General features: G+C 65.9%; 27 protein-coding genes. 19 read left to right on the forward strand and 8 right to left on the reverse strand.

Annotated features, from left to right (window positions below; translation table 11 throughout):
* Positions 1-91: 91 nt before the first annotated feature.
* The 7 genes from ybeY (at position 92) to AAG612_RS07840 (ending at position 5,855) form a co-directional block, all read left to right on the forward strand.
* Complete coding sequence (gene ybeY / locus AAG612_RS07810; protein WP_342508989.1) at positions 92-574, forward strand: rRNA maturation RNase YbeY; 483 nt, start codon at positions 92-94, stop codon at positions 572-574.
* 24 nt (positions 575-598) lie between these two features.
* The gene (locus tag AAG612_RS07815) at positions 599-1,546 is read left to right on the forward strand and encodes a hemolysin family protein (protein ID WP_425341839.1); all 948 of its coding nucleotides are present in this window, start codon (positions 599-601) and stop codon (positions 1,544-1,546) included.
* Between the two features lie 93 nt (positions 1,547-1,639).
* A complete protein-coding gene (locus AAG612_RS07820) occupies positions 1,640-2,524 on the forward strand; it encodes a LysR substrate-binding domain-containing protein (RefSeq protein WP_342508993.1) in 885 nt (294 codons plus the stop codon).
* Between the two features lie 112 nt (positions 2,525-2,636).
* Complete coding sequence (locus tag AAG612_RS07825) at positions 2,637-3,227, forward strand: 2OG-Fe(II) oxygenase (protein ID WP_342508995.1); 591 nt, start codon at positions 2,637-2,639, stop codon at positions 3,225-3,227.
* A gap of 16 nt (positions 3,228-3,243) precedes the next feature.
* Positions 3,244-3,708, forward strand: a complete 465-nt coding sequence (locus AAG612_RS16310; RefSeq protein ID WP_425341840.1) for a DUF7684 family protein — start codon at positions 3,244-3,246, stop codon at positions 3,706-3,708.
* Positions 3,709-3,871: 163 nt separating this feature from the next.
* Entirely contained in the window at positions 3,872-4,342 is a 471-nt protein-coding gene (locus AAG612_RS07835) for a DUF2141 domain-containing protein (RefSeq protein WP_342508999.1), read from the forward strand.
* 31 nt (positions 4,343-4,373) lie between these two features.
* A complete protein-coding gene (locus AAG612_RS07840) occupies positions 4,374-5,855 on the forward strand; it encodes a carotenoid oxygenase family protein (protein WP_342509001.1) in 1,482 nt (493 codons plus the stop codon).
* 110 nt (positions 5,856-5,965) lie between these two features.
* Here AAG612_RS07840 and AAG612_RS07845 read toward each other — a convergent pair whose 3' ends face one another.
* Positions 5,966-6,427 carry a peptidylprolyl isomerase gene (locus AAG612_RS07845; RefSeq protein ID WP_342509003.1) on the reverse strand — a complete coding sequence of 154 codons (462 nt, stop codon included), beginning with the start codon at positions 6,425-6,427 and terminating at the stop codon, positions 5,966-5,968.
* Between the two features lie 110 nt (positions 6,428-6,537).
* Between AAG612_RS07845 and mgtE the strand changes: the two genes are divergently transcribed.
* The 6 genes from mgtE to AAG612_RS07875 all read left to right on the forward strand — a co-directional run bounded on the left by mgtE (position 6,538) and on the right by AAG612_RS07875 (position 10,877).
* Positions 6,538-7,998 (forward strand): magnesium transporter, encoded by a 1,461-nt coding sequence (gene mgtE / locus AAG612_RS07850; protein WP_342509005.1) that lies wholly within the window; start codon positions 6,538-6,540, stop codon positions 7,996-7,998.
* Positions 7,999-8,099: 101 nt separating this feature from the next.
* Positions 8,100-8,489 (forward strand): hypothetical protein, encoded by a 390-nt coding sequence (locus AAG612_RS07855; RefSeq protein ID WP_342509007.1) that lies wholly within the window; start codon positions 8,100-8,102, stop codon positions 8,487-8,489.
* A gap of 106 nt (positions 8,490-8,595) precedes the next feature.
* Entirely contained in the window at positions 8,596-8,985 is a 390-nt protein-coding gene (locus AAG612_RS07860; RefSeq protein ID WP_342509009.1) for a DUF1489 family protein, read from the forward strand.
* Positions 8,986-9,035: 50 nt separating this feature from the next.
* The gene (locus tag AAG612_RS07865) at positions 9,036-9,281 is read left to right on the forward strand and encodes a hypothetical protein (RefSeq protein ID WP_342509011.1); all 246 of its coding nucleotides are present in this window, start codon (positions 9,036-9,038) and stop codon (positions 9,279-9,281) included.
* Positions 9,282-9,416: 135 nt separating this feature from the next.
* Positions 9,417-9,764 carry a DUF4168 domain-containing protein gene (locus AAG612_RS07870; protein ID WP_342509013.1) on the forward strand — a complete coding sequence of 116 codons (348 nt, stop codon included), beginning with the start codon at positions 9,417-9,419 and terminating at the stop codon, positions 9,762-9,764.
* Positions 9,765-9,896: 132 nt separating this feature from the next.
* Complete coding sequence (locus tag AAG612_RS07875) at positions 9,897-10,877, forward strand: DUF2268 domain-containing putative Zn-dependent protease (protein WP_342509015.1); 981 nt, start codon at positions 9,897-9,899, stop codon at positions 10,875-10,877.
* 61 nt (positions 10,878-10,938) lie between these two features.
* Here the strand turns inward: AAG612_RS07875 and AAG612_RS07880 are convergent, their stop codons facing one another.
* The 4 genes from AAG612_RS07880 to AAG612_RS07895 all read right to left on the reverse strand — a co-directional run bounded on the left by AAG612_RS07880 (position 10,939) and on the right by AAG612_RS07895 (position 14,804).
* Positions 10,939-11,901 carry a hypothetical protein gene (locus AAG612_RS07880; protein ID WP_342509017.1) on the reverse strand — a complete coding sequence of 321 codons (963 nt, stop codon included), beginning with the start codon at positions 11,899-11,901 and terminating at the stop codon, positions 10,939-10,941.
* Positions 11,898-12,590 (reverse strand): DsbA family oxidoreductase, encoded by a 693-nt coding sequence (locus tag AAG612_RS07885; RefSeq protein ID WP_342509019.1) that lies wholly within the window; start codon positions 12,588-12,590, stop codon positions 11,898-11,900. Before AAG612_RS07885 ends, AAG612_RS07880 begins: the two co-directional genes overlap by 4 nt.
* The gene (gene nudC, locus AAG612_RS07890) at positions 12,587-13,399 is read right to left on the reverse strand and encodes an NAD(+) diphosphatase (RefSeq protein WP_342510320.1); all 813 of its coding nucleotides are present in this window, start codon (positions 13,397-13,399) and stop codon (positions 12,587-12,589) included. Before nudC ends, AAG612_RS07885 begins: the two co-directional genes overlap by 4 nt.
* A gap of 94 nt (positions 13,400-13,493) precedes the next feature.
* Positions 13,494-14,804 carry a serine hydrolase domain-containing protein gene (locus AAG612_RS07895; protein WP_342509020.1) on the reverse strand — a complete coding sequence of 437 codons (1,311 nt, stop codon included), beginning with the start codon at positions 14,802-14,804 and terminating at the stop codon, positions 13,494-13,496.
* Between the two features lie 121 nt (positions 14,805-14,925).
* Between AAG612_RS07895 and AAG612_RS07900 the strand changes: the two genes are divergently transcribed.
* Positions 14,926-15,147, forward strand: coding sequence for a hypothetical protein (locus AAG612_RS07900; protein WP_342509022.1), 222 nt, complete (start codon positions 14,926-14,928; stop codon positions 15,145-15,147).
* A gap of 7 nt (positions 15,148-15,154) precedes the next feature.
* Here the strand turns inward: AAG612_RS07900 and AAG612_RS07905 are convergent, their stop codons facing one another.
* On the reverse strand, positions 15,155-16,222 hold the full coding sequence (locus tag AAG612_RS07905) for an A/G-specific adenine glycosylase (protein WP_342509023.1): 1,068 nt from the start codon (positions 16,220-16,222) through the stop codon (positions 15,155-15,157).
* Between the two features lie 41 nt (positions 16,223-16,263).
* Here AAG612_RS07905 and AAG612_RS07910 point away from each other — a divergent pair, with 41 nt between their 5' ends.
* From AAG612_RS07910 to AAG612_RS07930, 5 genes are all read left to right on the forward strand, one after another.
* Entirely contained in the window at positions 16,264-16,833 is a 570-nt protein-coding gene (locus AAG612_RS07910; RefSeq protein WP_342510321.1) for a DUF721 domain-containing protein, read from the forward strand.
* Positions 16,833-17,525, forward strand: coding sequence for a thioredoxin domain-containing protein (locus AAG612_RS07915; protein ID WP_342510322.1), 693 nt, complete (start codon positions 16,833-16,835; stop codon positions 17,523-17,525). Before AAG612_RS07910 ends, AAG612_RS07915 begins: the two co-directional genes overlap by 1 nt.
* Before the next feature lie 89 nt (positions 17,526-17,614).
* Entirely contained in the window at positions 17,615-18,397 is a 783-nt protein-coding gene (locus AAG612_RS07920; protein ID WP_342509024.1) for a thioredoxin domain-containing protein, read from the forward strand.
* Between the two features lie 20 nt (positions 18,398-18,417).
* A complete protein-coding gene (gene smc, locus AAG612_RS07925; RefSeq protein WP_342509026.1) occupies positions 18,418-21,840 on the forward strand; it encodes a chromosome segregation protein SMC in 3,423 nt (1,140 codons plus the stop codon).
* Positions 21,841-21,848: 8 nt separating this feature from the next.
* Positions 21,849-22,634: a nucleotidyltransferase domain-containing protein gene (locus AAG612_RS07930; protein ID WP_342509028.1), complete on the forward strand. Its 786-nt coding sequence runs from the start codon at positions 21,849-21,851 to the stop codon at positions 22,632-22,634.
* Here AAG612_RS07930 and AAG612_RS07935 read toward each other — a convergent pair.
* Both AAG612_RS07935 and AAG612_RS07940 read right to left on the reverse strand, forming a co-directional pair.
* Positions 22,631-23,119, reverse strand: a complete 489-nt coding sequence (locus AAG612_RS07935; protein WP_342509030.1) for a MerR family transcriptional regulator — start codon at positions 23,117-23,119, stop codon at positions 22,631-22,633. The genes AAG612_RS07930 and AAG612_RS07935 overlap by 4 nt on opposite strands.
* Before the next feature lies 1 nt (position 23,120).
* Complete coding sequence (locus AAG612_RS07940; protein ID WP_342510323.1) at positions 23,121-23,444, reverse strand: integration host factor subunit alpha; 324 nt, start codon at positions 23,442-23,444, stop codon at positions 23,121-23,123.
* Between the last annotated feature and the right edge of the window lie 43 nt (positions 23,445-23,487).

Below are 23,487 nucleotides of genomic sequence, written 5' to 3' on the forward strand. Positions count from 1 at the left end.
CGATGGTTCGGAGAGGGTGCCGGACGATTAAGTCTTGCACGGCGGGGCAGGTGTGTCAGGCGCTCGTCGCAGGCGACGAACGGAGCGATCGATGCAGCTTGAGATCGAAGTGAAATTCTGGCCCGCCGCCGATTGGGCCACGATTGCGACTCGCGCGGCCGAAGCCGCCGCGTCGGTCGAGCCAGCGCTCGGCAATCCACGCCTCGAAACGAGCATCCTGTTTACCGACGACGAAAGCGTGCACGACCTCAACCGCGACTGGCGCGAGAAGGACAAGCCCACCAACGTGCTCAGTTTCCCGATGCTCGAGCGGGACGAATTGCTGGCGCTGCAGGCCGCCGGCCCGCCCGTTCTGCTGGGCGACATCGCGCTGGCGCACGGGACTTGCGCGCGCGAGGCGGACGAGAAGGTCATCGCGCTGGAAGCCCATGCAACCCACCTTATCGTGCACGGCCTGCTTCATCTGGCGGGGCTCGATCATGAAATTTCCCCACATCATGCCCGGGAAATGGAAGCGCTGGAGGTGAAGGCGCTTGCGAAACTGGGCCTGCCCGACCCATATGGGGACGCTTGAGAAACAGGAGAGCATTTCAGGGCCATGCCCGAGACTGATAGCGATAGGGGTACTGGCGCAGGAGATGCGGACAGTAGACGCGGGCTTTGGCTCGCGATGCGCAGATTCTTCGATCAGAATGGCGGCGAGCGCAGCTTGCGGCGCGAGATCGAGGACAAGATCAACGAGCGTGATCGCGAAGAGGGGAACGACGACGACGCCGACGGCGATTCGCCGGGTGACGGCGACCTGTCGCGCGAAGAGCGCGAGATGGTGCGCAACCTCCTGCATTTCAGCGAGCACGACGCGGACGATGTCGCGATCCCGCGCGGTCAGATCATCGCGGTCGAAGCCAGCGCATCCTGGGCCGAGCTGCTCGAAGTGTTTACCGAGCACGGCCATTCGCGCCTGCCGGTCTACCGCGAGCAGCTCGACGATGTGATCGGGATGATCCACATCAAGGATGTCTTCCCGTACCTGACCGGCGGCAAGCCCGCACCCGCCGACTGGACCAGCCTGATGCGCCAGCCGCTCTACGTGCCGCAGAGCCGCGGCGCGCTCGACGTGCTGGCCGACATGCGCGGCAAACGCATCCACCTCGCCATCGTGGTCGACGAGTTTTCGGGCACCGACGGGATCATCACGATCGAGGATCTGGTCGAGGAAATCGTCGGCGAAATCGAGGACGAGCACGACGACGCTGCGGAGGAATGGATCCAGCAGCTGGGCGAAGGGCTGTGGGAAATCGACGCGCGCGCCGAACTGGAAGACATCGCCAAGCAGATCGATCCGGCGCTGGCCGAGGTCGAGGAATCGGTCGACACGATGGGCGGCCTCACCTTCATCCTCGCCGAGCAGGTTCCGCAGGTCGGCGCGCAGGTCGAACATCCCAATGGCTGGATGATCGAGGTGATCGAGGGCGACGAGACTCACGTGAAACGGGTGCGCCTGCATGCTCGCCCCGAAGCGGCCACCGCAAGCGAAGAGGAATAGCGCGAGGCATCGGGCAAGGTGCGTTTCGCGCAACACCCCCCTAGCCCAAAATAACGCTTTTGTGCGGCGCGGCAATTTGCAAAGGTCGCCGCAATGGCCAATCGTCGCTTGCCTCCGTTGCGTTCGCTCGAAGCGTTCATGTACACCGTCCGCCTCGGCTCGGCCCGGGCGGCGGCGAACCAGCTCAGCCTCAGCCCTTCGGCACTCAGCCGGCGGATCGCCACGCTCGAAGAATTCATCGGCAAGAAGCTGTTCACCCGTGCGCGCCAGGCGATGCAGCTGACCGACGAAGGCGCGGCGTTCCACGAGGCGGTGCTGCCGCATTTCGAAGCGCTGGCCCGGGCGGTGGAAGGCCAGTCCGAAAGCACCTCGCTGCTGCGCCTGCGCCTTGGCGTGCTCCCGCTGTTCGGCACCCAGCGGCTGTTCCCGCGCCTCGCCGAACTGCGCCGCCTGCACCCGATCCTGCACATCGACATCGATACCGGTCCCCATCTGGAGGACCGGGTGGGCGATGTGCTGGACGCCGCGATCATTCTCACCCGGGGCCCGTCGAGCGGTCTGCATGCGGTGCGGCTGGATGAAAACAAGGTGCACGCTATCGCCAACCACGAACTGGCGAGGACGATCGGGTCAGTGCCCGATGCGGAGGTTCTGGCGAAGCAGACCTTCCTGATTCACAATGAGCTGCCCGAAAGCTTCACCGCGTGGAAAAGCGCGCTGCACCTCAACGATCTCGAACCCGCCGCGATCGACCATTACGATTCGGGCCAGCTGATCCTCGAGGCTGCGGCCCAGGGGCTCGGCATCGCGATCATGCATGACGATCACCTGCGCCGCGCGTCCGATTCGCGCCTGACCGACCTTTTCGATATCGAGGTCGACAGCCCCTATTCCTACTGGTTCGTCTGCAAGCCCGGCGCGCTGGAAGAACGGCCCGTACGCATGTTCCACGACTGGCTCGTGAAGGCCGGGCTCTAGCGCGCAAAGGGCGGACGCTGTCCGCTCTCCGCCTCTTGCCCACGCGCACACGGCGCGGCATAAATGCGCGCCAAACATCTATGGATTTGGGGAGGTTAGGTTGGAAGCGACCATGTTCCGCCGCGCGCGCGATCTCGATGGAAAACCGATCGGCGTGGCCGAGGATTTCATCACCGAGGCTGAGCGCAAGCAGCTCTTGTTCTTCGCCACCAATCCGAATGCGCCGTGGGAATACGAGCTGCCCAAGGGCGACGTGTGGAACGGGCGGATGATCAACCCGAAGAGCATGCCGCCCAAGGTGCTCAAGCTGATGGCGAAGATCCGCCGCCGCGCCGGCAAGCACATCGCGAAGGATTACGGCATCGAGCAGCCGATTTACGCCGATACGCTGCAACTGGTGCGCTGGCGGCCGGGCGACAACCAGGCCCCGCATGCCGATTGCGAGCAGCCCAACGGACGCCCCAACGAATTCCCGTGGCGCGCCTTCGCCTCGATCATCTATCTGAACGACGAATATGAAGGCGGCCGGATCCACTTTCCCAAGCTCGGCATCGAACCCGAAATCAAACCGCGCACGCTGGCCTATTTCCCCTCGACCGCGAGCTACCTCCACGGAGTCAAGGAAATCACCAGCGGCATGCGTTATACCTTCAGCTGCTTCTACACCTTCGACGAGCGCATGCACGACGGGCACAAGATGTGATTGGCGGGCCGGGTTCGTGACGCCGGTATATGTTCATGTCCGCCCCGGCGAAGCGATGCCGGATCTGGGGCCCGAGCCGTACCTTCTTCTGCTGGTCGCCGAACATAGCGTGGAGCAAGGATGGCGGAACGACCTGTCCGACACTCTCGTGGCTACTGGCTGTCTGTATTTTTGCGCATGGGGAGTCGATTGCAGCATTTGGCATGATTGCGTCGATGGGGCCGTGCTCCAGAAATTCGACTTCGAGGAGGAACCCGACGAGGAGTCGGTCTGGACCACCTGGCACGAGAACGAGCCACTAGAAGGCGCAATGTGGTTCGCCCACCATTGTGCCAGCCATCCACATGTTGCGCTGAAGCGCTCCTATATACTGCATCTCGCCGAGAGCGCAGATGCCGAGCGAATGCTTGCCCGCTACGATGCTGCAATCCACGCGCCGCTCGATGAAGAAGGCAATGCGCCGTGGGAACGCGATAGCTAGAACACGCGCCTGGCACACCATTTGCCAGTTCACGTATCGCGAATGGGCCATTGGCGCCCATCGGCGCATGCGGGCGTCCATTTCCGCATAGGGGCGCGACAGGCGCATCCGGCGAACGCATCTTCCGGTGCATCGGCCACTTCCGGTCACCAGGAGATCCATCATGCGCCTCGTCACCCTCGCAATTGCATCCACCGCCATCGCCCTGATCGCGCTGCCTGCCACGCAGGCTCCTGCTCTGGCACATGCCGCACAGACCGAAGCCGCGCCGGATCGGGCAGCTACGCTGACGATCACCTTCACCGGCTACTCGACCGCCGAGGGTAAGATTCTCCTCGGCATCTACGACGAAGCAGGCTGGAACGGCGGAGAGCCGGTGCGCGGCGGCACAGTGGATCTTGCCGCAGGTAAGACCACAATCACGATCGAAGGGCTCCCAGTCGGCCGCTACGGGATCAAGGCGATCCACGATGCCAACGGCAATGGCGAGATGGACATGAACCCCTTCGGCATGCCGACCGAGGCTTTCGCCTTTTCCAACAACGCAGTCGCGTCGATGGGTCCGGCCACGTGGGCGGACGCCGCCTTCGAACTGACCGCCTCGGGCGCCGAGCAGACGCTCACGATCCGCTGACGCCAGGACCGTTCAAGGGGAGCTTTCCACCATGACCACTGCACCGCCCCATACGCTGTCGCGCCGGAGCATGCTCGCCGGGCTTGGCGTTGCCGCCGGAACCACCATCGCCGCCTCGCAGCTTTCGATCGAACGCGCCTTTGCCGCGACAATGCCCGCCGACTGGCAGCTCGGCTTCCGTGACGTCGAAAGCGACATCGCGCCCCACACGATGGAGCTGGTGCAGGGCCGGATGCCCGCCGGGCTGGCCGGCGATCTCTATCGCAACGGCCCCGCCAAATTCCGCAGGCCGGGCGGCGATGTGGGCCAGTGGTTCGATGGCGACGGCATGATCCGCCGCTATCGGCTCGACGGTGCGAGCGCGACGATGTCCGCGCGGTTCGTCGATACGCCCAAGCGGCGCGTGGAAGCGCAGGCGCAGGCGATGATTGTGCCCGGCTTCGGCACCGAGCCGGGCGCAGGCGTGCCGCTGAGCAACAACGACGATGCCTCGTCCGCCAACACCAATGTCATACCCGTCGGCAAGGAACTCTGGGCGCTGTGGGAAGCGGGATCGCCGATGCGCGTCGCTGCCGACACACTGGAAACGCGCGGCTTCAAGACGCTGGGCGAGGGGCTGGCGCACATGCCCTTCCTCGCGCACCCCCGGATCGAGGCCGACGGGCGGATCTGGAATCTCGGCCAGTCCGGCTCGCAGGCGATCGTCTGGCGCCTGTCGGCCGACGGATCGCTGGAGGCGGCAACTCCGCTCGCCCTGCCCCGCGCAAGCTACATCCACGATTTCACGGCGACCGCGCGGCATCTGGTGATCGTGCTCCAGCCGTGGATCTACACCCAGAACACCTTCCCGATCGTCGACGGCCTTTCATGGCAGCCCGATCTGGGCACGCAGGTCCTCGTGCTCGACAAGGACGACCTCAGCCAGCAGCGCCTGTTCGAGCTGCCGCCCTTCGCGTTCTTCCATCTGGGTGACGCGTGGGAGGAAAGCGACGGCACGATCCGGTTCGAGGCATGTATCGAGCCCGACCCCACCTTCGCGACCACGACCGCACGCGCCCTGGTGGCAGGGCAGCGCGGCCCGGTGACCCTGCCGATCCTCGCGCAGATTGCGCTCCATGCCGACCGGCGTGGCGAGATGGTGCGAACGGGAATCGCGGCGGAGTTTCCCCGCGCAGACCACCGGCGCGCCGGGCTGGCGCGGCGCTACACCATCCACACGGCCCTCTATGGCCAGGGCCCGGTGGCGCGCGGCGTCGGCCTGTTCGACTGGAACAGCGGGACCAGCACGATCCACGATTTCGGGCCGGGCCAGATGGTGGAGGAATTCGTCTTCGCCGCAGACGGCGCGGGCGAGGCCGATGGCTGGCTGGTCGGCACCACGCTCAACCTCGCCGCAGGCGCCACCGAATTGCACGTTCTGCGCGCTGGCGATGTAGCGGGCGGGCCGGTGGCGACATGGCGCGGAGGCCATGCGCTGCCGATCTCGTTCCACGGGTCGTTCGTGGCGGCTTGAGCCAATAAGCCGAAGGCTCCGCTCTCCCTGAGCCTGTCGAAGGGTCGTTCTTATTCTTCAAGAAGAACGGTGCTTCGACAAGCTCAGCACGAGCGGGGAAGGCTACCAGATCAGGAAACGGCTGCCTTCACGATCTTGCCCGGGCTTGCGGGCGGTTCGCCCTTGGGCAGTGCGTCGACATGCTCCATGCCGCTCTCGACCTGGCCCCACACGGTGTACTGCCCGTCGAGGAATTCGGCGTCGTCGAAGCAGATGAAGAACTGGCTGTTCGCGCTGTCGGGAACCTGGGTGCGTGCCATCGAGCAGGTGCCGCGGGTGTGTGGTTCGGAATTGAACTCGGCCTTCAGGTCGGGCTTGTCGCTGCCGCCCATGCCCGTGCCGGTCGGGTCGCCGCCCTGTGCCATGAAGCCGGGGATCACGCGGTGGAAGACCACGCCATCGTAGAAGCCTTCGCCGACCAGTTCGGTAATCCGCTCGACATGGCCGGGGGCCAGATCGGGCCGCAGCTTGATGACGACATCCTTGTTCTCGCCATCGCCGGTATCGAGGGTGAAGGTCAGTTTCTCGGCCATTGCGCAGTCTCCTAGAGTTTCGTTGCGCCCCGGCTAGCGGCCCTGCGCGCGCCTGTCACCCCGTAGCCCGCGCTTGCTTTTATGGCATCGCAGCTTAGGGGCCGGAACGCATGAGCGCCGATCCTCTCCTCGACGAAACGATCGACACCGCCAATCTGGCGGACGAGGATGCTGCTCACGAAGGGGGGCGCCCAGACGACCGCGTCGATGACGAGCGGCACGACGAGGAAAACCGGCTCAAACCCGAATATGTGCGGGCCGTGCGCCTCGCGCTGGAGGAAGACCGGCGCGGCGAAGTCTACGAGTTGGTCGAACCGCTCCACCCCGCCGACGTCGCCGACCTGCTCGAACTGCTCGACAACGACGAGCGCGGCTTCCTGACCATCGCGATCAGCGACCTGATGACCGGCGAGGTCGTCGCCGAGCTGAACGACTGGGTCCGCGAAGAAATGATGGAGGGGATGCCGGCCGAAGCCGTCGCCCTGATCGCCGAGCAGCTGGAAACCGACGACGCGGTCCAGATGATCGAGGATATGGGCGCGGACGAACGCGAAGCCGTCCTCGCCGAAATGGAGGCGGAAGACCGCGCGGCCATCGAAAGCGCGCTGTCCTACCCGGAAGAAACCGCCGGTCGCCTGATGAGCCGCGAGTTCGTGGCCGTGCCAGAACATTTCTCCGTCGGCGACCTGATCGATTACCTGCGCATCCACGGCACGCTGCTGGGCGATTTCTTCGAAGTGTTCGTAGTCGACGACTCGCATCATCCGGTCGGCACCTGTGCGCTCAGCTGGATTCTCACGACCCCGCGCCACATCGCGCTGACCGACGTGATGAAGCGCGACCAGACCGTGATCCCCGTGATGATGGATCAGGAAGAGGTCGCGCTGATGTTCCAGAAATACGCGCTGATCTCGGCTGCGGTGATCGACGGGACCGGGCGGCTGGTCGGCCAGATGACGGTCGACGACGTGGTCCACATCATCTCCGAGGAAGCGGGCGAGGATGCGCTGCTGCTCTCGGGTGCGGGCGACGGCGACATCAACGAGCCGATCCGCGAGGCTTTCTCCAGCCGCGTGCGCTGGCTGGTCGCCAACCTCGGTACCGCGCTGGTCGCCTCGCTGATCATCGCCGCGTTCGGCGCAGCGATCGAGCAGCTGGTGGCGCTCGCGATCCTCATGCCGATCGTTGCCAGCATCGGCGGCAATGCGGGCACGCAGACCATGGCGGTGACCGTCCGCGCAATCGCCACCAACCAGCTGACCCGCGCAAACACCGGCAAGATCCTGTGGCGCGAGATGCGCGTCGCGATCCTCAACGGCGTGACGATCGCCGTGCTGGTCGGCCTCGCGACCGCGCTGGTGTTCGACTGGAAGCTGGGCGGCGTGATCGCGCTGGCGATGGTCATCAACGTGGTCACCGCGGGGCTGGCAGGCGTGATGGTGCCAGTGCTGTTCGAACGCGCCAAGCAGGACCCGGCTGTGGCGTCCTCGGTGTTCGTGACGATGGTGACCGACTCGATGGGCTTCTTCGCGTTCCTCGGGCTGGCGGTGGCGAGCGGGCTGGTAACCTGATCCTTCTCCCTATGGGGAGAAAGGCGGTGGATAGAGATTGGCCCCGTTCACATTCGCAGTGCAAGATTTGCCTCAGGCCGATACCACACGACTACACCGACATGGCCTCCAACGCAGACAGCCCGATGCCAGCCCTCATAAGAAGATTAGCAGCGATCCTGTTGCTCATTTCGACATTCGTCTACCTGGCTGGCTTGGCTTCGGTGCTCTACGTGAGAAGTGCGATAGCAGACGGCGCGCTCGAAAACAGAATGGCGTGCATCAGTCCGGCGGACAGGGCGAAACTTGAGGGGGGCCCGCAGCAGGCCACCGCCGACTGGTATATCTGGCGAAGCGTTTACGAACATCGCGTCGGCGAAAACCGTCGCCCGAATGTCGGTTGGCGCGGTGCCTTCGCATATTGGGGAACGAAGCTTGCCATGTCCCCGGCCGAACGCGTCGACCTCGCCAGCGCGGCCCGCCTTTGCGAGGGCCGGACCCAAGCAGCTTGAGCGCCCAAGATGGCCGTGCGGGACTTCCCCAAAGGACCGCATCGAATAGCGCCCGCCCGGCCCACCCTGGCTTGCCCCGCCGCCACCCCGCCCCTACCTCACCCCCATGCCGCTCAACCTGACCAAGATCGCGTTCGGCGCGCAGTCCTTTGCCGACCTCGAAAGCTGGTACGCGAACCGGCGCAGCCCCAATCTCACCACGCGCTATCGCCCCACCCGGTGGGAGGAGTGCATCGGCGGATCGCTGTTCTGGATCCATCAGCACAACCTCGTCGCGCGCAGCGAAATCCTCGGTTTCAGCGAGACCGATAACGGTCGCTGGTCGATCGACCTCGAGCCGCGCCTGATCCCGGTCTATCCGCAGCCCAAACGCGCGCACCAGGGCTGGCGCTACCTCAAGGGCGAGCCGCCGCGCGATCTGGCGCAGGGCGAAGAGGTCGGCGACGTCCTGCCGGGCAAGCTCGCGACCAAGCTCCAGCGGCTCGGGCTGATCTGAATCGGAACTTCCGCCCCTCCTTACCCATTGAGAGGGAAAGGAGAATTTCTATGCCCGAACGCCAATCGCGCCACCCCGACAACGAACTGATCGACGAGATTACGGAAGACGCCGCGCCCGACCAGCAGGGCTCTGCCGGCGGCGATGTCAACACTCGCGTCGGCGCGCGCGCCGATCTCAATCGCGCGACCGATCCCGACAATCGCGAACCGACTGTCGGCTCGGACAATCCCGAGCAGGACGCACGCAAGGGCGAAAAGACCATGCGCGCGATCAAGAACGGCAATCAGGCCTGATCCCGATCGCTCTATGCGTCGGGCAAACGCCCGGCTCGTCCAACATCATTCACGGCCCGCCGCGCTTCGCTTGAAGTCGGCGGGCCGTCTCGCGAGTCGCGCGCCCCTATCGACTCACTCGAACGGGAAAATCTCATGAAAATCGCACTTTACGCAGTCGGCGCGGCCGCGCTTGCTTTCGCTTCGCACCCCGCATCCGCGCAGAACGCGCAGCCGCAACCGGAAGCTCAGGCCGAGGCAAAGCCCGTCACCGACGCGGAGCTTGAAACCTTCATCGTCGCCGCATCGCAGATGCAGCGGGTCAGCGAGGATGCCGAGATCGCGCCGGCGCAAAAGCAGCAGGCAATGATCCATATCCTTTCGCAGGCACAGATGACGCCGCAGCGCTTCAACACCATTGCCGCCGCGCTCGAGAGCAATACGCAGTTGCAGGCCCGTGCGGACCAGGCAATTTCGAGGCTGCGCGCCGAAGCCCAGGGCTGAGCCAGGCCCCGCCAACCCGAGAAGCCCCGCCCCCACCGGCGGGGTTTCTTGTATCGGCAACCTTCCCCGCCACCCGGCGCAGCGCACCATTTCGCAAATTGCCGGTTCGCGCGAAGCGAGGTATCGGGCCGCATGGTCCGAAAACTGTTTCCAGCCCTGCTCGCGCTTGGCCTCGCTCACCCGGCATTGGCCCAGCAAGCCGCTCCCGAGCGTGCACCAGACGCCAATCCGCTGACTGCGACAATCCACCTCGAAGATGTCGCGCGGTTCGTAGCCGTGTTCAGGGAGAGCGGCGGCAATCCCACGGCAGAGCAGCTGCAACAGCGCTATCTCGAACCGGGCAGCCTCGGCGTCCGCGTCTTCATCCCCTACCGTATCGTATCGGCAGAGAATCTCGCGGCGGCGATTGCCGACGATCCGTCTCGTTATGCCGAGGCGATCGACCGCTGTCTCCCGCTCGTGCGCAAGGCCGATAAAGACCTGCGATCGATTTATCTGGGCCTGCACGGCGCGTTTCCCGAAGCACGCTTGCCGCAGATCTATATCGTTTTCGGGGCAGGCACTTCGGGTGGTACCGCCAAGCCGGGCGCACAGGTTCTGGGCCTCGAAGTGCTGTGCGCAATCTCACCCGACGACGAAGCATTTCGCACTACGCTACGGCATTTCTTTGCGCATGAGACGGTCCATTCGCTTCAGGGCGATTATGCGCGAGGCGGTATCGAAAACCCGCTGCTTAAAAACGTGCTGATGGAAGGAGCAGCCGATTTCATCGCCGCTCTGGTGACCGGCGAAACCCCCGATGCAAGCCGCGCGCAGTGGGCCGAGCCGAAGGAGGCCGAGCTGCGCGCGATGCTCTCCGCGGACATCGCGCTGATCGACCGGGCGCTGTCCGACCCGTCGCTGGGTGGCGAGGCCAACGCCGCTTACCTGCGGTGGATCGGCAATTACGGCGAGGCACCGGAGGGCTGGCCGAACGAGCTCGGCTATTGGATGGGTATGCGGATCTGGGAGGATTACTACGCCGCCGCGCCCGACAAGCACGCGGCCCTTCTGGAGATGCTAGCACTGAGCGATCCCGGCTCGGTCCTCGCGGCGGCGGATTTCTCTTACTGAGCCACCCTTTTGCGCATTTGGCAAACCTTACAAACTCCGGCGGGGCTTTCGTAATCGGAGCCTACTCGCGAGCCAGCCAGGGTGCCTCCACGCTCCAGAAGATCACGTCCACACCCAGGTAATCGCGCGCGAAGGCGACGAATTCTTCGCGGGTGTATTTCCGGCCCGTCTCGGGATTGGTGTAGGTCAGCGTCGGCTCTTGTATGGCCATCGCGATCAGCGGCAGCTCGTCCTTATGGCGATTGAAGAAAGGATAGGCATTCTTCATCTGCGCGCGCTTGTGCGGGACAATGTCCGGCCCGCCGGCGCCGATGCCTTCTTCCACCGCGAGCGCGAAGGCGCGCTCCATAAAAGCGTGGTCGTTGTTCCATTCGCATGGCCAGAAGTTGAGATACTGGACAACTTCGGTTTTCGCGAAGGCCGCGCGCGCGGCGCGCATATTGTCGAGCGTCGCAGCGAAATAGGCGTCGCAGGTAAAGCCGTTCCGGTCCCCGTCTTCGGTCAGCGGGTCGAACGAACTTTCGGGCAGGTTCACGCCGTAGAGCCGCCCGTCGAAGCGCTCGCCCAGTGCTTGCAGGAGCGCTTGGAAGCGGGCCCGCACCGCAGGATTCCAGTGCATCGCGGTCCAGCCCTGCCCGACCGGCTCGCCCTCTCCCGGATTGTCGTACTGGCGCGCCAGCCCGCCTCCGTATTCGGGATCGTCGAGCATGTATTGCGGAATGCGCCGCGCTTTGGCGAGGAAGAAGCGATCCTGAATCTGCGCGAAGAGCTGCTTGCCCGCCGCATCGGCGAGCGCCAGATCGGCTTCGATCGCGCTGAAATCGTAGACGCCCTTCTCGGGCTCGAGCATCCGCCAGGGATAGACGACCTGCGCGCCATCGATATCGGCGCGGTCGAGCAACTCGAGGTTGGTCTCCAGCTCGCCGGGTCCGGTATAGATGAAGTTGCGCGGGTCTTCGGCTGCTGCGGGCGCGGCGGCCAGGAGGCCCAGCCAGCATAGCAGGATCGCCGCGAATCGCGTCATCCGTCGAGCTTCTCCGCCACGCGGCGCAGCGCGTTGACATAGGCCTCGGGCGGCTGGGCGCCGGGGATCATGAACTTGCCCGCCACGATCATCGCAGGCACGCCGGTGATGTTCATTTCGTAGGCCGCGCGCTCCTCGGCACGGACGTGCCGGGTATAGTCGTCGCTTTCGAGCGCGGCCCGCGCAGCGTCGCGATCGAGCCCGGTCTCTTCGGCAATGTCGAGCAGCACCTCGTGCTCACCGATCCGGCGGCGCGCGTTGACATGCGCGGCGAACAGCGCGAGCTTGAGCTCGGTCTGCTTCTCCGGCCCGTGCGTCTCGCGGGTCCACGTCAGCAGCTTGTGCGCGTCCAGCGTGTTCCACATCATCGCGGGCGGAGCGGGTTCGTCGCCCCCATCTTTCCCAGGCTCGTAATCGAGCGAGACGCCCGCCGCCGGCGCCGCCTCGCGCATCTGGTCCTGCACCCCGCGCGACTGCTCGAGCGTGCGGCCGTATTTGCGCGCGATATGCGCGGTACGCTCTTCGCCCTCCGGCGGCATGTCGGGATTGAGCTCGAACGCGTGCCAGCGCACCTCCGCCTCGATCTCGCCTTCCAGCGTATCGAGCGCCTGGCGCAAATTGCCCCAGCCGACGAGGCACCATGGGCACATGACATCGGACCAGATGTCGATCGTCAATTTCGTCGTCATTGCGCGATCCACCAGCGGAACAGCTGGTGCGCGATCGTGTGCGGCGGGGGCGATACCATCGGCGCATCGTCCCGCCCTTCGAGCGAGGCGATCACATCGTCGCGCGTGTACCAGTGCGCTTCGGCCATTTCGGTTTCGTCGAGCGTAATTTCGGTCTGGTCGGTATAGCCGATGCAGCCGATCATCAGCTGGCTGGGGAAGGGCCATGGCTGGCTGAGAATATAGCGCACATCGCGCACCACTATGCCGACTTCCTCCAGCACTTCGCGCGCCACGCCTTCCTCGATCGTCTCGCCCGGCTCGACGAACCCGGCGAGCGCGGAAAAGCGCCCCTCGGGCCAGCCGAGCCCGCGGCCCAGCAGCAGCTTGCGCTCCCCGTCCCGAACATGCTCGACCAGCATGATCGTAACCGGATCGGTACGCGGGAAGTGGTCCGCGCCGCATTGCGTGCAGGATCGCTGCCAGCCGCCCTTGGCAATCCTGGTCGCCCCGCCGCACTGCGCGCAGAAGCGATGCCGCGCGTGCCAATCGACCAGACTGCGCGCGCCGCCGTAAAGCGCCAGCTGATCGGGCGCGAGCGCGGTCATGAGCGACCAGAGCTGCGGGTTCGCCATGCGCGGGCGCGCATCGCCTTCGGGTGGGACGCAGGCGAAACAGGCTTTCTCGCCGCCATCCGACCGGTCGAGCCCGAGGAACACCAGCTCCGCATCTTCGGGCGCATCGGCGAGCGTGCCCCACGCAAGCATGCCGCCTTCGTCCATCGACGGGGTCAGCCCGTCGAGCACCAGCAGCCGCGCCTTCCAATCCATCCGCGCCGCGAGCGCATCGGGATCGGCACGCAGGTTATCCGCCCGGTCGAGCGGCGAGCCGGAAAACGCGATCGGCCTTGCCGGCACGGTCGGCTCAGACACCGTATTTCGCGGCGAGATCGGCCTCGAGAAGCTCGTAGAACTTGGCTTGGGCCGGGTAGGCCTCGCTCGGCATGTACTGGGTAAACAGCTGCGCGCGCAGGTCGCGCTTGAAGTCGACCATCGCGGCAGTGCCGGCCGCGCCGCCCCAGCCATAGGTACAGCCGACCACGCGCCCGCCCGCGCCATAGCCCTGTCCCTCGGTCCAGCTGCCGGTCAGATCCACCGTATCGGGCAGGATGTTCGAGGTGCCGACCATCACCGCGCCCTCGCTCAAGACCCGGGTGCCGTCGATCATGCCCTTGCCCAGCAGCATGCGCAGGAAGCGGTCGTAATCATAGGGCGATGAGACGAGGCCCGCGCCGCCGAAGGGGAACGCAGGCTTGTCGAGATAGATGGACGATGCCGCCGGATCGATCGGGATCAGCTGGTCGCCGAACACCGCATAATTGGCGGTGAGGCGCCCGACTTCGCTCTTCGGCACGGTGAAGAACGTGCTCGTCATTCCGGTGGGGCCGAGAATCCTGTCCTGCATCACCCGGTCGAACGGCTTGCCTTCGACCACCTCGATCACCCGCCCCATCAGGTCCAGGCTGACCGAGTAGGACCACTTGGTGCCCGGCTGGTAGACCAGCGGCACGGTAGCCAGCCGATCGGCAAAAAGTTCGAGGCTTTCCGCAGGTTCGATGGTGGGAATGCCGGGAATGGGCATGCGACTGACCTGCCCGGGAGCGAGGCCCAGCCGGTAGTATTCCTCCATGATCGGGCCCTGCTGGATGATCTGGTAACCGAGCCCGGCGGTGTGCGTCAGCAGCTGGCGGATGGTGATCGGGTTCTTCGCAGGCTCCAGATTCTCTTCGGTGATCGCGCCGTCGTATTCCTTCTGCACCTGCATGTTCGCAAAGGAGGGCAGGATATCGGACAGCGGCTGGTCGAGCCCCATCTTCCCTTCGGAAATCAGCTGCATCGCCAGCATGCCGGTGATCGGCTTGGTCATCGAATAGATGCGGTAGAGCGAGTTCTCGTCGGCCTTGGTGGCGCCGCCCATCGACAGCGTGCCGCCGCCTACGGTGTGCAGCTTGTCCTGATTCCACCCCAAGGTAGCGATCATGTTCGCGACCTTCTTTTCCTTGAGATATTTCTCGATCTCGGCGGCGACACGGGGCCAGGCTTCGCCGACATCGTGCGCCTGCAGCGCGCTGCCGAAGGGCAGCGTGGCGAGCATGCCGCCACCAGCAAGGGCCGCGCCGCCGCGCAGCAGGCTGCGCCGCGAAAATTCGTGCCCGGTGAAGTCGCTATATGCCATCGATCCGCTCCCAGATGCGTTCTTCGAATACGTTTTGCGGTGAAACTAAAGCACGCCCCGCCCGCGTCAACGCAGCATTTACCCTCTTGCAAGCCGGCACTGCCTTAGTCATATAAGACACATGCTGAACATACTCTCCTGGCTGTTCGGGCTCGTCGGCCTCGTCATCGTGATCCTCGGTCTGGTTCCCTTCATCGGAATCCTCAACTGGATCGCCCTGCCCTTCCTCGTCATCGGGACGATCCTGGGCTTCCTCTCGTCGAGCACGAGCGGACGGACCTTCTGCATCATCGTCATGATCATCTCGATCGTGCGGCTGGTGCTCGGCGGCGGCCTCCTCTGATCGAACGCTAGAGCAGGCGCTCCGGCGCTGTCTGGGCAAGCCGGGCAGCCTTGGCGAACACGGTCGGCAAGCCTGCCTCGTCGAGGTGGCTCACGGGCCACCACTCGCCGTCACCGAGCGGCGCGTCGGGCGCGGTTTCGATCCTGAGCACCGCCAGTTCGATCGTGAAATGCGTGAAGGTGTGGCGGACCGTGCCGGTCTCCGCCCATGCGCCTTCCAGCGATAGCTCGCCCGACCCATCGGCCCTTGCCGACCAGCCATCGTCGGGCAAAGCGCGCATCCCGCCGAGCATGCCGCTCGGCGCGCGCTGGACGAGCCACACCTGCCTGCCCTGTGGCCCCTCGCGTTCGATCCAGAAGGCGCGCCCCTGCCGCACGGGCTTGGCCTTCTTGGGTGCCTTGACCGGCAGACGCTCCGGCGCGTGACCACGCGCCATGCAGTCGCCCGCCAGCGGGCAATCATCGCACCGGGGGCTGCGCGGCGTGCAGATGCGCGAGCCCAGATCCATCATGCCTTGCGCAAAGTCCCCCGCGCGCCGGTCGGGCGTGATCTGCTCTGCCGCCTCGCGGATCGCCTTGCGTGCCCCCGGCAACGGCTGTTCGATCCGGAACAGTCGCGACACCACCCGCTCGACATTCGCATCGACCACCACCGCGCGCCGCCCGAAGGCGATCGCGGCGATCGCGGCTGCGGTATAGGCGCCCACGCCAGGCAGTTCGCGCAGCCCCTCTTCGGTATCGGGGAAGCCGCCCATCCCGGCGACCACGCGCGCCGCCTTCACCAGATTGCGGGCGCGCGAGTAGTAACCCAGCCCCGCCCACGCGGCGAGCACGTCTTCCTCGGGCGCGGCGGCCAGCGCCCCGACATCGGGCCAGCGCGCCGTGAAGGTCTCGAAATACGGTTTCACCGCCGCGACGGTGGTCTGCTGCAGCATGATCTCGGACAACCAGACGCGGTAGGGGTCGGGGGCTGGTTCGCCCGCCCTTTCTCTGGCGGGTGGCGTACGCCAGGGCAGCGCGCGGGCGTGCGCGTCGTACCAGGCGAGCAGATTGCCCGGGATTTGCGATGGGTTCATGCTGGCAGTCCCGCGCTGCCTATGGCATCGGTGGCCATCCGATGGAACGCCAGCCACCCAAGAAACCCGCCTCGGCGAAGGCGCCGAAGAAACGCGGCGCCAAGGGGAGCAATGTCCGCCCGTTCGAGCGGCCGCGCGGCGGCGGTCCGAAGGCGGTCGGCGATCTGATGCCGCAGGTCGGGCGCACCGCCTTCAGGCGCTATGGCTTCGTGCAAAGCTCGATCGTGACCCGCTGGCCCGAAATCGTCGGGCCCGAACATGCCAAGGTCTGCGCGCCCGAGGCGATCCGCTTTCCGCCCGGCGAGCGGTCCGATGGCGTGCTGCATCTGGTCGTCGCACCGGCCCATGCGCCGATCATCCAGCATGTGATCCCCGAGATCATCGAACGGGTGAACCGCTTCTTCGGCTATCGCGCCATCGCGCGGGTCAAGATGCGGCAAGGCACGGTTCAGCATCGCAGCGTAGAGGCAAAGGCCAGCAGGCCGCCCGAACTCAAGCCGATTTCGATGGAACTGGGCGAGAGCTTGCGCGATATTGGCGATCCCGAATTGCGCGCCGTGCTCGAAGGGCTGGCGCGCACGCTGGGCGACGAGGACGGAGAACCGAATTGATGAAGGCGTTGTTTGCCGCATTGCTGGCGGCGCTTGCCGCAATGGCGAGCCCCGCGCTGGCGCAGAACTGGCTCGGCACGGTCGAGCGCACGCCGGTGTCGCACTTCGTCGGCAATCCCGATGCGCCGGTCACGCTGACCGAATATATCAGCTATACCTGCCCGCATTGTCGCGAATATGAATTGCAGGGCGGAGAAGCCCTCAAGCTGGTCTATGTCAGCAAGGGCGATCTGCGTATCGAATATCGCCATGCCGCGGCAAACCCGGTGGACATTACCGCCAGCATGATGGCCCGCTGCGGCCCGGCAGACAAATTCCCCGGCAACCATGCCGCGCTGATGGCCGGCCAGCCGCAGGTCAATGCCCTGCGCAATCTCGCGACCAAGTCGCAGATCGATCGCTGGACCAATGGCGACCCGGCTGCACGCCGCCGCGCAATCGCGAGCGATCTCGGCCTTTATGCGATCTTCGAGAGTCGCGGCTATTCGGTGGTCGATATCGACCAGTGCCTCGCCGATCAGGCGCTTGCCGATCGTATCGTGAGCGCGGCCGACGCGGATTACGAGGAGAAGGGCGTCAACGCCACGCCCAGCTTCGCGGTCAACGGCACGCTGTTGAAGGACGTCCACAACTGGCAGGCACTGCAAGCCGCGCTGGCCGGCCCGCTATCGCCACGCAAGGCCACCGAATAGCGCCACCGGTGGAGAACCGCGCGCACCCTACTTCCGAATCGCTCGCCAGAGCGCCTATCCTTGCCAATCGGCTTCTCAAGAAGGACCGTATGATGATCGTCACGAAGACCGCTCGAACAACCTCCAGGACCCTCGCACTCACCGCCCTTGCCCTGCCGATCGCGCTGGGGCTTGCCGCATGCGGTTCGAGCGACGAGGGCGAAGCGGCGCTGAGTGGAGAGCCGGTGGCGGCGGTGCCCGCGCCCGATGGCCAGGCTTGGTCCGAAACCGCCACGATTACCGATCGCAGCGGCTTCCTCGTCGGGAACCCCGAAGCGCCGATCAAGCTGATCGAATACGGATCGCTCACCTGCCCGACCTGCGCCGCCTTCTCGCAGGCAGCCGCCGAGCCGTTGATGAACGACTATGTCGATAGCGGCCGGGTCAGCTTCGAACTGCGCAGCTTCGCGATCCATGGCCCGATCGACCTTGCCCTGACCCTGCTGATCGATTGCGGCCAGCCCTCGCAGGCGGTGCCGCTGGCCGACCAGGTCTGGGCCAATCTGCCGACCATTCTCGATCAGTATCAGGCCGCCGGGCCCCAGCTCGAACAGGCGCTTGCGCTGCCCGAAGACCAGCGTTTCGTCGCCTTTGCCGAAACCATTGGCCTGCTCGATTTCTTCGCCTCGCGCGGGATCAGCCGCGATCAGGCGCGCACCTGCCTTGCCGATACCGACCGGATTACCGAACTGGCCGAAGCTTCGGAATCCTATGGCTCGCAGGATGATATCTCCGGCACGCCGACCTTCATGCTGAACGGCCAGATTCTCGATGTGAACAGCTGGTCGAAGGTCGAAGCCGCTCTCCAGCGCGCGGGTGCGCGCGACGAGTAATGGCCAGCTAAGGCGCCTCGATGGAGATACGGCGACTTCGCCTTTCCGGCTTCAAGAGCTTTGTCGAGCCCGCCGAACTGCGCATCGAACCGGGGCTGACCGGGGTCGTCGGCCCCAATGGCTGCGGCAAATCGAACCTGCTCGAAGCGATCCGCTGGGTGATGGGGGAAACCTCCGCCAAGTCGATGCGCTCGGGCGGGATGGAAGACGTGATCTTCGCCGGGACCGAGGATCGCCCCCCGCGCCAGTTCGCCGAAGTGGTGCTGAGCGGTGCGGGCGACGATGGCGACGAGCTGGAAGTCGTCCGCCGGATCGAACGCGGCGCGGGTAGCGCCTATCGCGTCAACGGCAACGATGTGCGCGCGAAGGACGTCGCGCTCGCCTTTGCCGATGCGGCGACCGGCGCGCATTCCCCGGCGCTCGTCAGCCAGGGCAAGATCGCGCACATGATCGCGGCCAAGCCCGCCGAGCGGCGGCAGATGCTGGAGGAGGCGGCGGGGATCGCGGGGCTGCACGTCCGCCGCAAGGATGCCGAGAGCAAGCTGCGCTCCACCGAAAACAATCTTGGCCGGCTGGAAGACCTGCTCGCCGGGCTCGACAGCCAGATCGCGAACCTGCGGCGACAGGCGAAGCAGGCGGAACGCTATGCCCGCCTGACCGACGAGATCGGTGTCGCCGAAGCGCGGCTGGTCTTCGCTCGCTGGCGCGATGCAGCGGCCAGCGCGGAGGCGGCGCGCAAGGCGGCAAGCGAGGCGACCAATGCGGTCGAGGCGGCCAAGACGCGCGCGGGCGAAGCGGAAACGGCGCAGCGCGACGCCGCGGAAAAGCTGGCCGATGCCCGCGATGCGCTGGTCGCCGCGCGGACCGATGCGGGCGCGCAGGAGCAGCGGCTCTCGGCCATCGAGAAAGAGCGCGATGCGGCGCTCGCCCGGCTCGCCGATCTCGACCGCCAGGCCGCGCGGCTGGAAGAGGATCGCGAGGATTACGGGCGCACCGGACGCGATGCGGCCGATGCGCTCCAGCGGCTCGAAGCCGATCTGGCGGCGAGCGAGGCCGCGCGGGCCGAAGCCGAGAAGGCTCTGCCGCAGATGATCGCCGACGCGGAGCGAGCGGAACAGGCGGAGCGGACCGCCGAACTCGACCTCGCCCGCGCCAATGCCGAACACGCCGCGCTCGATGCCGAATGGCGGGTCGCGCGCGCGGCGGTGGAGCAGGCCGAAAGGCGGGTCGCCAATCTCGCCCGCGAGGCCTCGCGGCTGGAGGAGACCGCGCGCGCGCAGGATGGCGAGGAGGATCCGGCCCAGGTGCTGGCAGCAGCACAGGCGGCTGCGAAGGAGCTTTCCGAAAAACGCGAAGGGCTGACGAGCAAGATCGCGGCAACGCGCGAGGCACGCGATGCGGCGCGGCAGGTGGTCGAGGAGGCGCAGCAGGCGTTGGCCGGAGCACGCGCCGAGCTTTCCGGCGTCGAACGCGAGCATGCCGCGCTCGAAAAGGATCGTGCGGGGCGCGACAAGGCTCGCGCGGCAAAGGCCGGCTTGCCGGTCGCGCTCGACAAGGTGCGCGCAGCGCCCGGCTACGAGGCCGCGCTCGCCGCAGTGCTGGGCCGCGACGGGCGCAGTCCGCTGGGGGCCATGCCCGAGGCGGACGAGGGGCGTTTCTGGACCGGTGCCCCGCAACCCGATCCGGTGGCCGACAATCTCCTCGATCATGTTTCCGACTGCCCGTCCGAGCTGCGCGCTCGACTTGCGCGGGTTCAGGTTGTCGAGCGCGATGATTTGCGCTCCCTCGACCCCGGGACGTGGCTGGTCACGCTTGGCGGCGCATTGCGGCGGTGGGATGGGCTGGTGGTGCGCGGCGAAGGCGGGGCCGAGGCCGCGCGTCTGGAAGCCGCCAACCGGCTCGCCGCACTGGCCGAGCGTCTACCCGACTTGCAGCAGGCGGTGGCCGATGCGGAGCGCCGGGCAAACGACGCGCGCGAAGGTCTCGACACCGCACAGGGCGCGTTCTCCCGTGCCGAGAGCGAAGCCGAGATTGCCGCGCAGGCCGAGCGCGAGGCGCTTCGCGCGCTCGATCGCGCCGAAGCCGCGCTCGCCAGCCATGCCGACAAGGCGCGCCAGCTCGAACAGGCGCAAGCGGACCTGGCGGACCAGCGCGCGACCGCCGGCCGCGAGTTGGAAGCCGCACGAACCCGGATCGCCGAACTGACCGATCCCGAAGCGCTCGCGAGCCGCCGCGATGCCGCGCGGGAGAGCTACGAGACGGCGCGCGGACGCCTCTCCGCGGCGACCGCCGCACGCGCCGCGCAGGAACAGGCGCTGGCTGTTGCGAAGGAGCGGGTTTCGGCCCACCGTGCCGACCGCGCGCATTGGGATCGCCGGGCGGACGAGGCCGCGCGCCGGCTCGCCGAGATGGATAGCCGCGTCGCCGAAATCACCGCCGCGCGCGAAGGGATCGGCGATCAACCAGAAAGATTGCTGGCCGACATCGAGGCTGCGCGCGCGAGCCACGCGGAAACCGCCGCACGACTCGCCGATCTGCAGGACAAGCTCGATACCGCGCAAGCCACCGCCGACGAGGCTGACAGTGCGCAGCGCGCCGCTAACGAGACGCTGTCCGAAGCGCGCGAACGGCGGGCCCAGCTGGCCAACCAGGCCGAGAACGAGGATGCCCGCCGCGCGGAGATGGCGCGCGTCTCGGGCGAGCGGTTCCAGAAGCCGCCGCCGCTGCTGCCCGCCGCATTCGAGTTCGGCGAGGCGGACGTGGCCGACCGCGACGCCGAGGCCGAGGCGCTCGACAAGCTGACGCAATCGCGCGAGCGGATCGGTCCGGTCAATCTCGTTGCGGCGGAAGAACTCGCGAAGATCGAAGAAGAGCACGGCTCGACCGCTGCCGAGCGCGAGGAGCTGACCGAGGCGGTGCATCGCCTGCGCGGCTCCATCGGCCAGTTGAACCGCGAGGGTCGCGAGCGGCTGAAGGCGGCGTTCGAGCAGGTTGACGCGCACTTCCAGAAGCTGTTCGCGCGGCTCTTCCAGGGCGGCCATGCCCACCTTGCGCTGATCGACAGCGACGATGTGTTGGAAGCAGGGCTGGAGATTTACGCGCAGCCTCCGGGCAAGCGGTTGCAATCGCTCACGCTGCTCTCGGGCGGCGAGCAGGCGCTGACGGCCATCGCGCTTACCTTCGCGCTGTTCCTCACCAACCCGGCACCGATCTGCGTGCTCGACGAGGTCGATGCGCCATTGGACGATGCCAATATCGACCGCTTCTGCGACCTGCTCGACGCGATGTCGCGCGAGACGAGCACGCGCTACCTGATCGTCACCCACAATGCCGTCACGATGAGCCGGATGCACCGGCTATTCGGGGTGACGATGATCGAGCAAGGCGTCAGCCGCCTTGTCAGCGTCGACTTGCAGGCCGCCGAACTGCTGGCAGCGGAGTAGCACGTGCGATGGCGATAGAGGCGAGCGCCCGCGCCGAGATAGAGCGGCGGCTGGAAGCCATCCGGCACGAAGAGGATATCAGCTACCTGCTGGCGATCGAATCGGGTTCGCGGGCTTGGGGCTTCTCCTCGCCCAACAGCGATTACGACGTGCGCTTCATCTATAATCGAGGCGCGCGGAACTATCTTTCGCTTCAGCCCCAGCGTGATGTCGTCGAACGGCCGATCGTCGACGATTTCGATGTGAATGGCTGGGATATCGCGAAGACGCTGCGCCTGTTGTTGAATCACAATGCGGTGGTTTCGGAGTGGCTCGATTCGCCGATCCGCTATCTGGCCGAAGCGCCCGGGGTGGCCGGGTTGAGGTCGCTGGTAGATCGTTTCTTCAACGCCCGGGGCTACGCGCTGCACTACGCAAATCTGGGCGCGAACCAGGTGCAGCGCTGGTTGAAAGACGAACCGAGCGTTCCGGCCAAGTCTTACTTCTACGCGCTTCGGCCCGCGCTCTGCATCCGCGCGCTGCGCCTCGATCCCGCACGGCGACCACCCATGCGACTGCAGGATCTGATGCTCGCCACCGATCTCGACCCGGAGCTTGTCCGGATAATCGAGGACCTGATCGAGGTGAAGGCGAATGCGCGCGAAAAGGCGCCGACGCAAAGATCGGCCCGGCTCGAAGCGCTCGTTACCGACGAATTGCAACGGGCGGACGAAGTGCCCGAAAGGTGCGACGATGCCGCCTTTGCTCGGGAGGTCGACGCGTTTTTCGTGGAGCTGGTACTGGCGCGAGCCTAGTCCGCGATTGCGTCCGCCAGAGCGTCGCGGATCGACTTCAGTTCGCGCAGCACCTTGTCGCGCGAGGCATCCGATGCGCGGCGCAGTGGCGGGCCGGCTGGCGGCGCGGGTGGCTCGTCACGGTCGGGCAGGTCGCTCGCGGTGAGATAGCGACGCATCCCTTCGCGCGGAGCTTCGGCGGGTTTGTCGCCTGCCCGCTGGATGCCGTTCCGGTCCATTTCGGCCCGGCCCTGTTCGATCGCGGAGCGCGCACCTTTCAAGGTATAGCCTTCCTCGTTCACCAGCCGGTCGATCGTCTGAACCAGCGCAATGTCCTCTGCACGGTAATAGCGGCGCCCTCCACTGCGCTTCAAAGGTTGAAGCATCGGGAATTGCTCTTCCCAATAGCGCAGCACGTGAGGCTTGAGGCCGAGAGCGCGGCAAAGCTCACCGATGGTGCGAAGCGCGTCGTCTTCCTTGCCATCGTCGAATTGGCCGCCGATCATCTCAGCTTTCGTTCGCGATCCGGTCGCGAAGGTTCTGGCTCGCCCGGAAGGTCATCACCCGTCGCGGAGTGATCGGCACTTCCACACCCGTTTTGGGGTTGCGGCCGATCCTTTCCTTCTTGTCGCGCAGGATAAAGCTGCCGAAGCCGGAGATCTTCACATTCTCGCCTTCCTTCAGCGCATCGCACATATGCGCGAGAACCGATTCGACGAGCGCGAGCGACTCGACCCGGCTGAAGCCGAGCTTGCGATTGATCGTTTCGGCCAGATCGGCCCTGGTCAGCGTACCCGCCGAACGCGACATGGTTTGAACCTCCTGGTTTATGTTCTTGGTTCTTGCTCTGCGACCCGTTGCAACAGCTTCTAAC

The sequence above is a fragment of the Citromicrobium bathyomarinum genome, assembly GCF_038594605.1.
Lineage (GTDB): Bacteria > Pseudomonadota > Alphaproteobacteria > Sphingomonadales > Sphingomonadaceae > Alteriqipengyuania > Alteriqipengyuania bathyomarina_B.

What these genes read in the sequence shown, in the direction of transcription:
- AAG612_RS07905 (WP_342509023.1), bottom strand. Translation starts at nt 16,222, where the DNA reads ATGAACCCATCGCAAATCCCGGGCAATCTGCTCGCCTGGTACGACGCG.
- smc (WP_342509026.1), top strand. Translation starts at nt 18,418, where the DNA reads ATGGAGATACGGCGACTTCGCCTTTCCGGCTTCAAGAGCTTTGTCGAG.
- mgtE (WP_342509005.1), top strand. Translation starts at nt 6,538, where the DNA reads ATGAGCGCCGATCCTCTCCTCGACGAAACGATCGACACCGCCAATCTG.
- AAG612_RS07865 (WP_342509011.1), top strand. Translation starts at nt 9,036, where the DNA reads ATGCCCGAACGCCAATCGCGCCACCCCGACAACGAACTGATCGACGAG.
- AAG612_RS07845 (WP_342509003.1), bottom strand. Translation starts at nt 6,427, where the DNA reads ATGGCCGAGAAACTGACCTTCACCCTCGATACCGGCGATGGCGAGAAC.
- AAG612_RS07900 (WP_342509022.1), top strand. Translation starts at nt 14,926, where the DNA reads ATGCTGAACATACTCTCCTGGCTGTTCGGGCTCGTCGGCCTCGTCATC.
- ybeY (WP_342508989.1), top strand. Translation starts at nt 92, where the DNA reads ATGCAGCTTGAGATCGAAGTGAAATTCTGGCCCGCCGCCGATTGGGCC.
- AAG612_RS07855 (WP_342509007.1), top strand. Translation starts at nt 8,100, where the DNA reads ATGGCCTCCAACGCAGACAGCCCGATGCCAGCCCTCATAAGAAGATTA.
- AAG612_RS07935 (WP_342509030.1), bottom strand. Translation starts at nt 23,119, where the DNA reads ATGATCGGCGGCCAATTCGACGATGGCAAGGAAGACGACGCGCTTCGC.
- AAG612_RS07930 (WP_342509028.1), top strand. Translation starts at nt 21,849, where the DNA reads ATGGCGATAGAGGCGAGCGCCCGCGCCGAGATAGAGCGGCGGCTGGAA.
- nudC (WP_342510320.1), bottom strand. Translation starts at nt 13,399, where the DNA reads ATGGATTGGAAGGCGCGGCTGCTGGTGCTCGACGGGCTGACCCCGTCG.
- AAG612_RS07885 (WP_342509019.1), bottom strand. Translation starts at nt 12,590, where the DNA reads ATGACGACGAAATTGACGATCGACATCTGGTCCGATGTCATGTGCCCA.
- AAG612_RS07870 (WP_342509013.1), top strand. Translation starts at nt 9,417, where the DNA reads ATGAAAATCGCACTTTACGCAGTCGGCGCGGCCGCGCTTGCTTTCGCT.
- AAG612_RS07895 (WP_342509020.1), bottom strand. Translation starts at nt 14,804, where the DNA reads ATGGCATATAGCGACTTCACCGGGCACGAATTTTCGCGGCGCAGCCTG.
- AAG612_RS07875 (WP_342509015.1), top strand. Translation starts at nt 9,897, where the DNA reads ATGGTCCGAAAACTGTTTCCAGCCCTGCTCGCGCTTGGCCTCGCTCAC.
- AAG612_RS07860 (WP_342509009.1), top strand. Translation starts at nt 8,596, where the DNA reads ATGCCGCTCAACCTGACCAAGATCGCGTTCGGCGCGCAGTCCTTTGCC.
- AAG612_RS07880 (WP_342509017.1), bottom strand. Translation starts at nt 11,901, where the DNA reads ATGACGCGATTCGCGGCGATCCTGCTATGCTGGCTGGGCCTCCTGGCC.
- AAG612_RS07840 (WP_342509001.1), top strand. Translation starts at nt 4,374, where the DNA reads ATGACCACTGCACCGCCCCATACGCTGTCGCGCCGGAGCATGCTCGCC.
- AAG612_RS07910 (WP_342510321.1), top strand. Translation starts at nt 16,264, where the DNA reads ATGGAACGCCAGCCACCCAAGAAACCCGCCTCGGCGAAGGCGCCGAAG.
- AAG612_RS07920 (WP_342509024.1), top strand. Translation starts at nt 17,615, where the DNA reads ATGATGATCGTCACGAAGACCGCTCGAACAACCTCCAGGACCCTCGCA.
- AAG612_RS07915 (WP_342510322.1), top strand. Translation starts at nt 16,833, where the DNA reads ATGAAGGCGTTGTTTGCCGCATTGCTGGCGGCGCTTGCCGCAATGGCG.
- AAG612_RS07825 (WP_342508995.1), top strand. Translation starts at nt 2,637, where the DNA reads ATGTTCCGCCGCGCGCGCGATCTCGATGGAAAACCGATCGGCGTGGCC.
- AAG612_RS07815 (WP_425341839.1), top strand. Translation starts at nt 599, where the DNA reads ATGCCCGAGACTGATAGCGATAGGGGTACTGGCGCAGGAGATGCGGAC.
- AAG612_RS07835 (WP_342508999.1), top strand. Translation starts at nt 3,872, where the DNA reads ATGCGCCTCGTCACCCTCGCAATTGCATCCACCGCCATCGCCCTGATC.
- AAG612_RS07820 (WP_342508993.1), top strand. Translation starts at nt 1,640, where the DNA reads ATGGCCAATCGTCGCTTGCCTCCGTTGCGTTCGCTCGAAGCGTTCATG.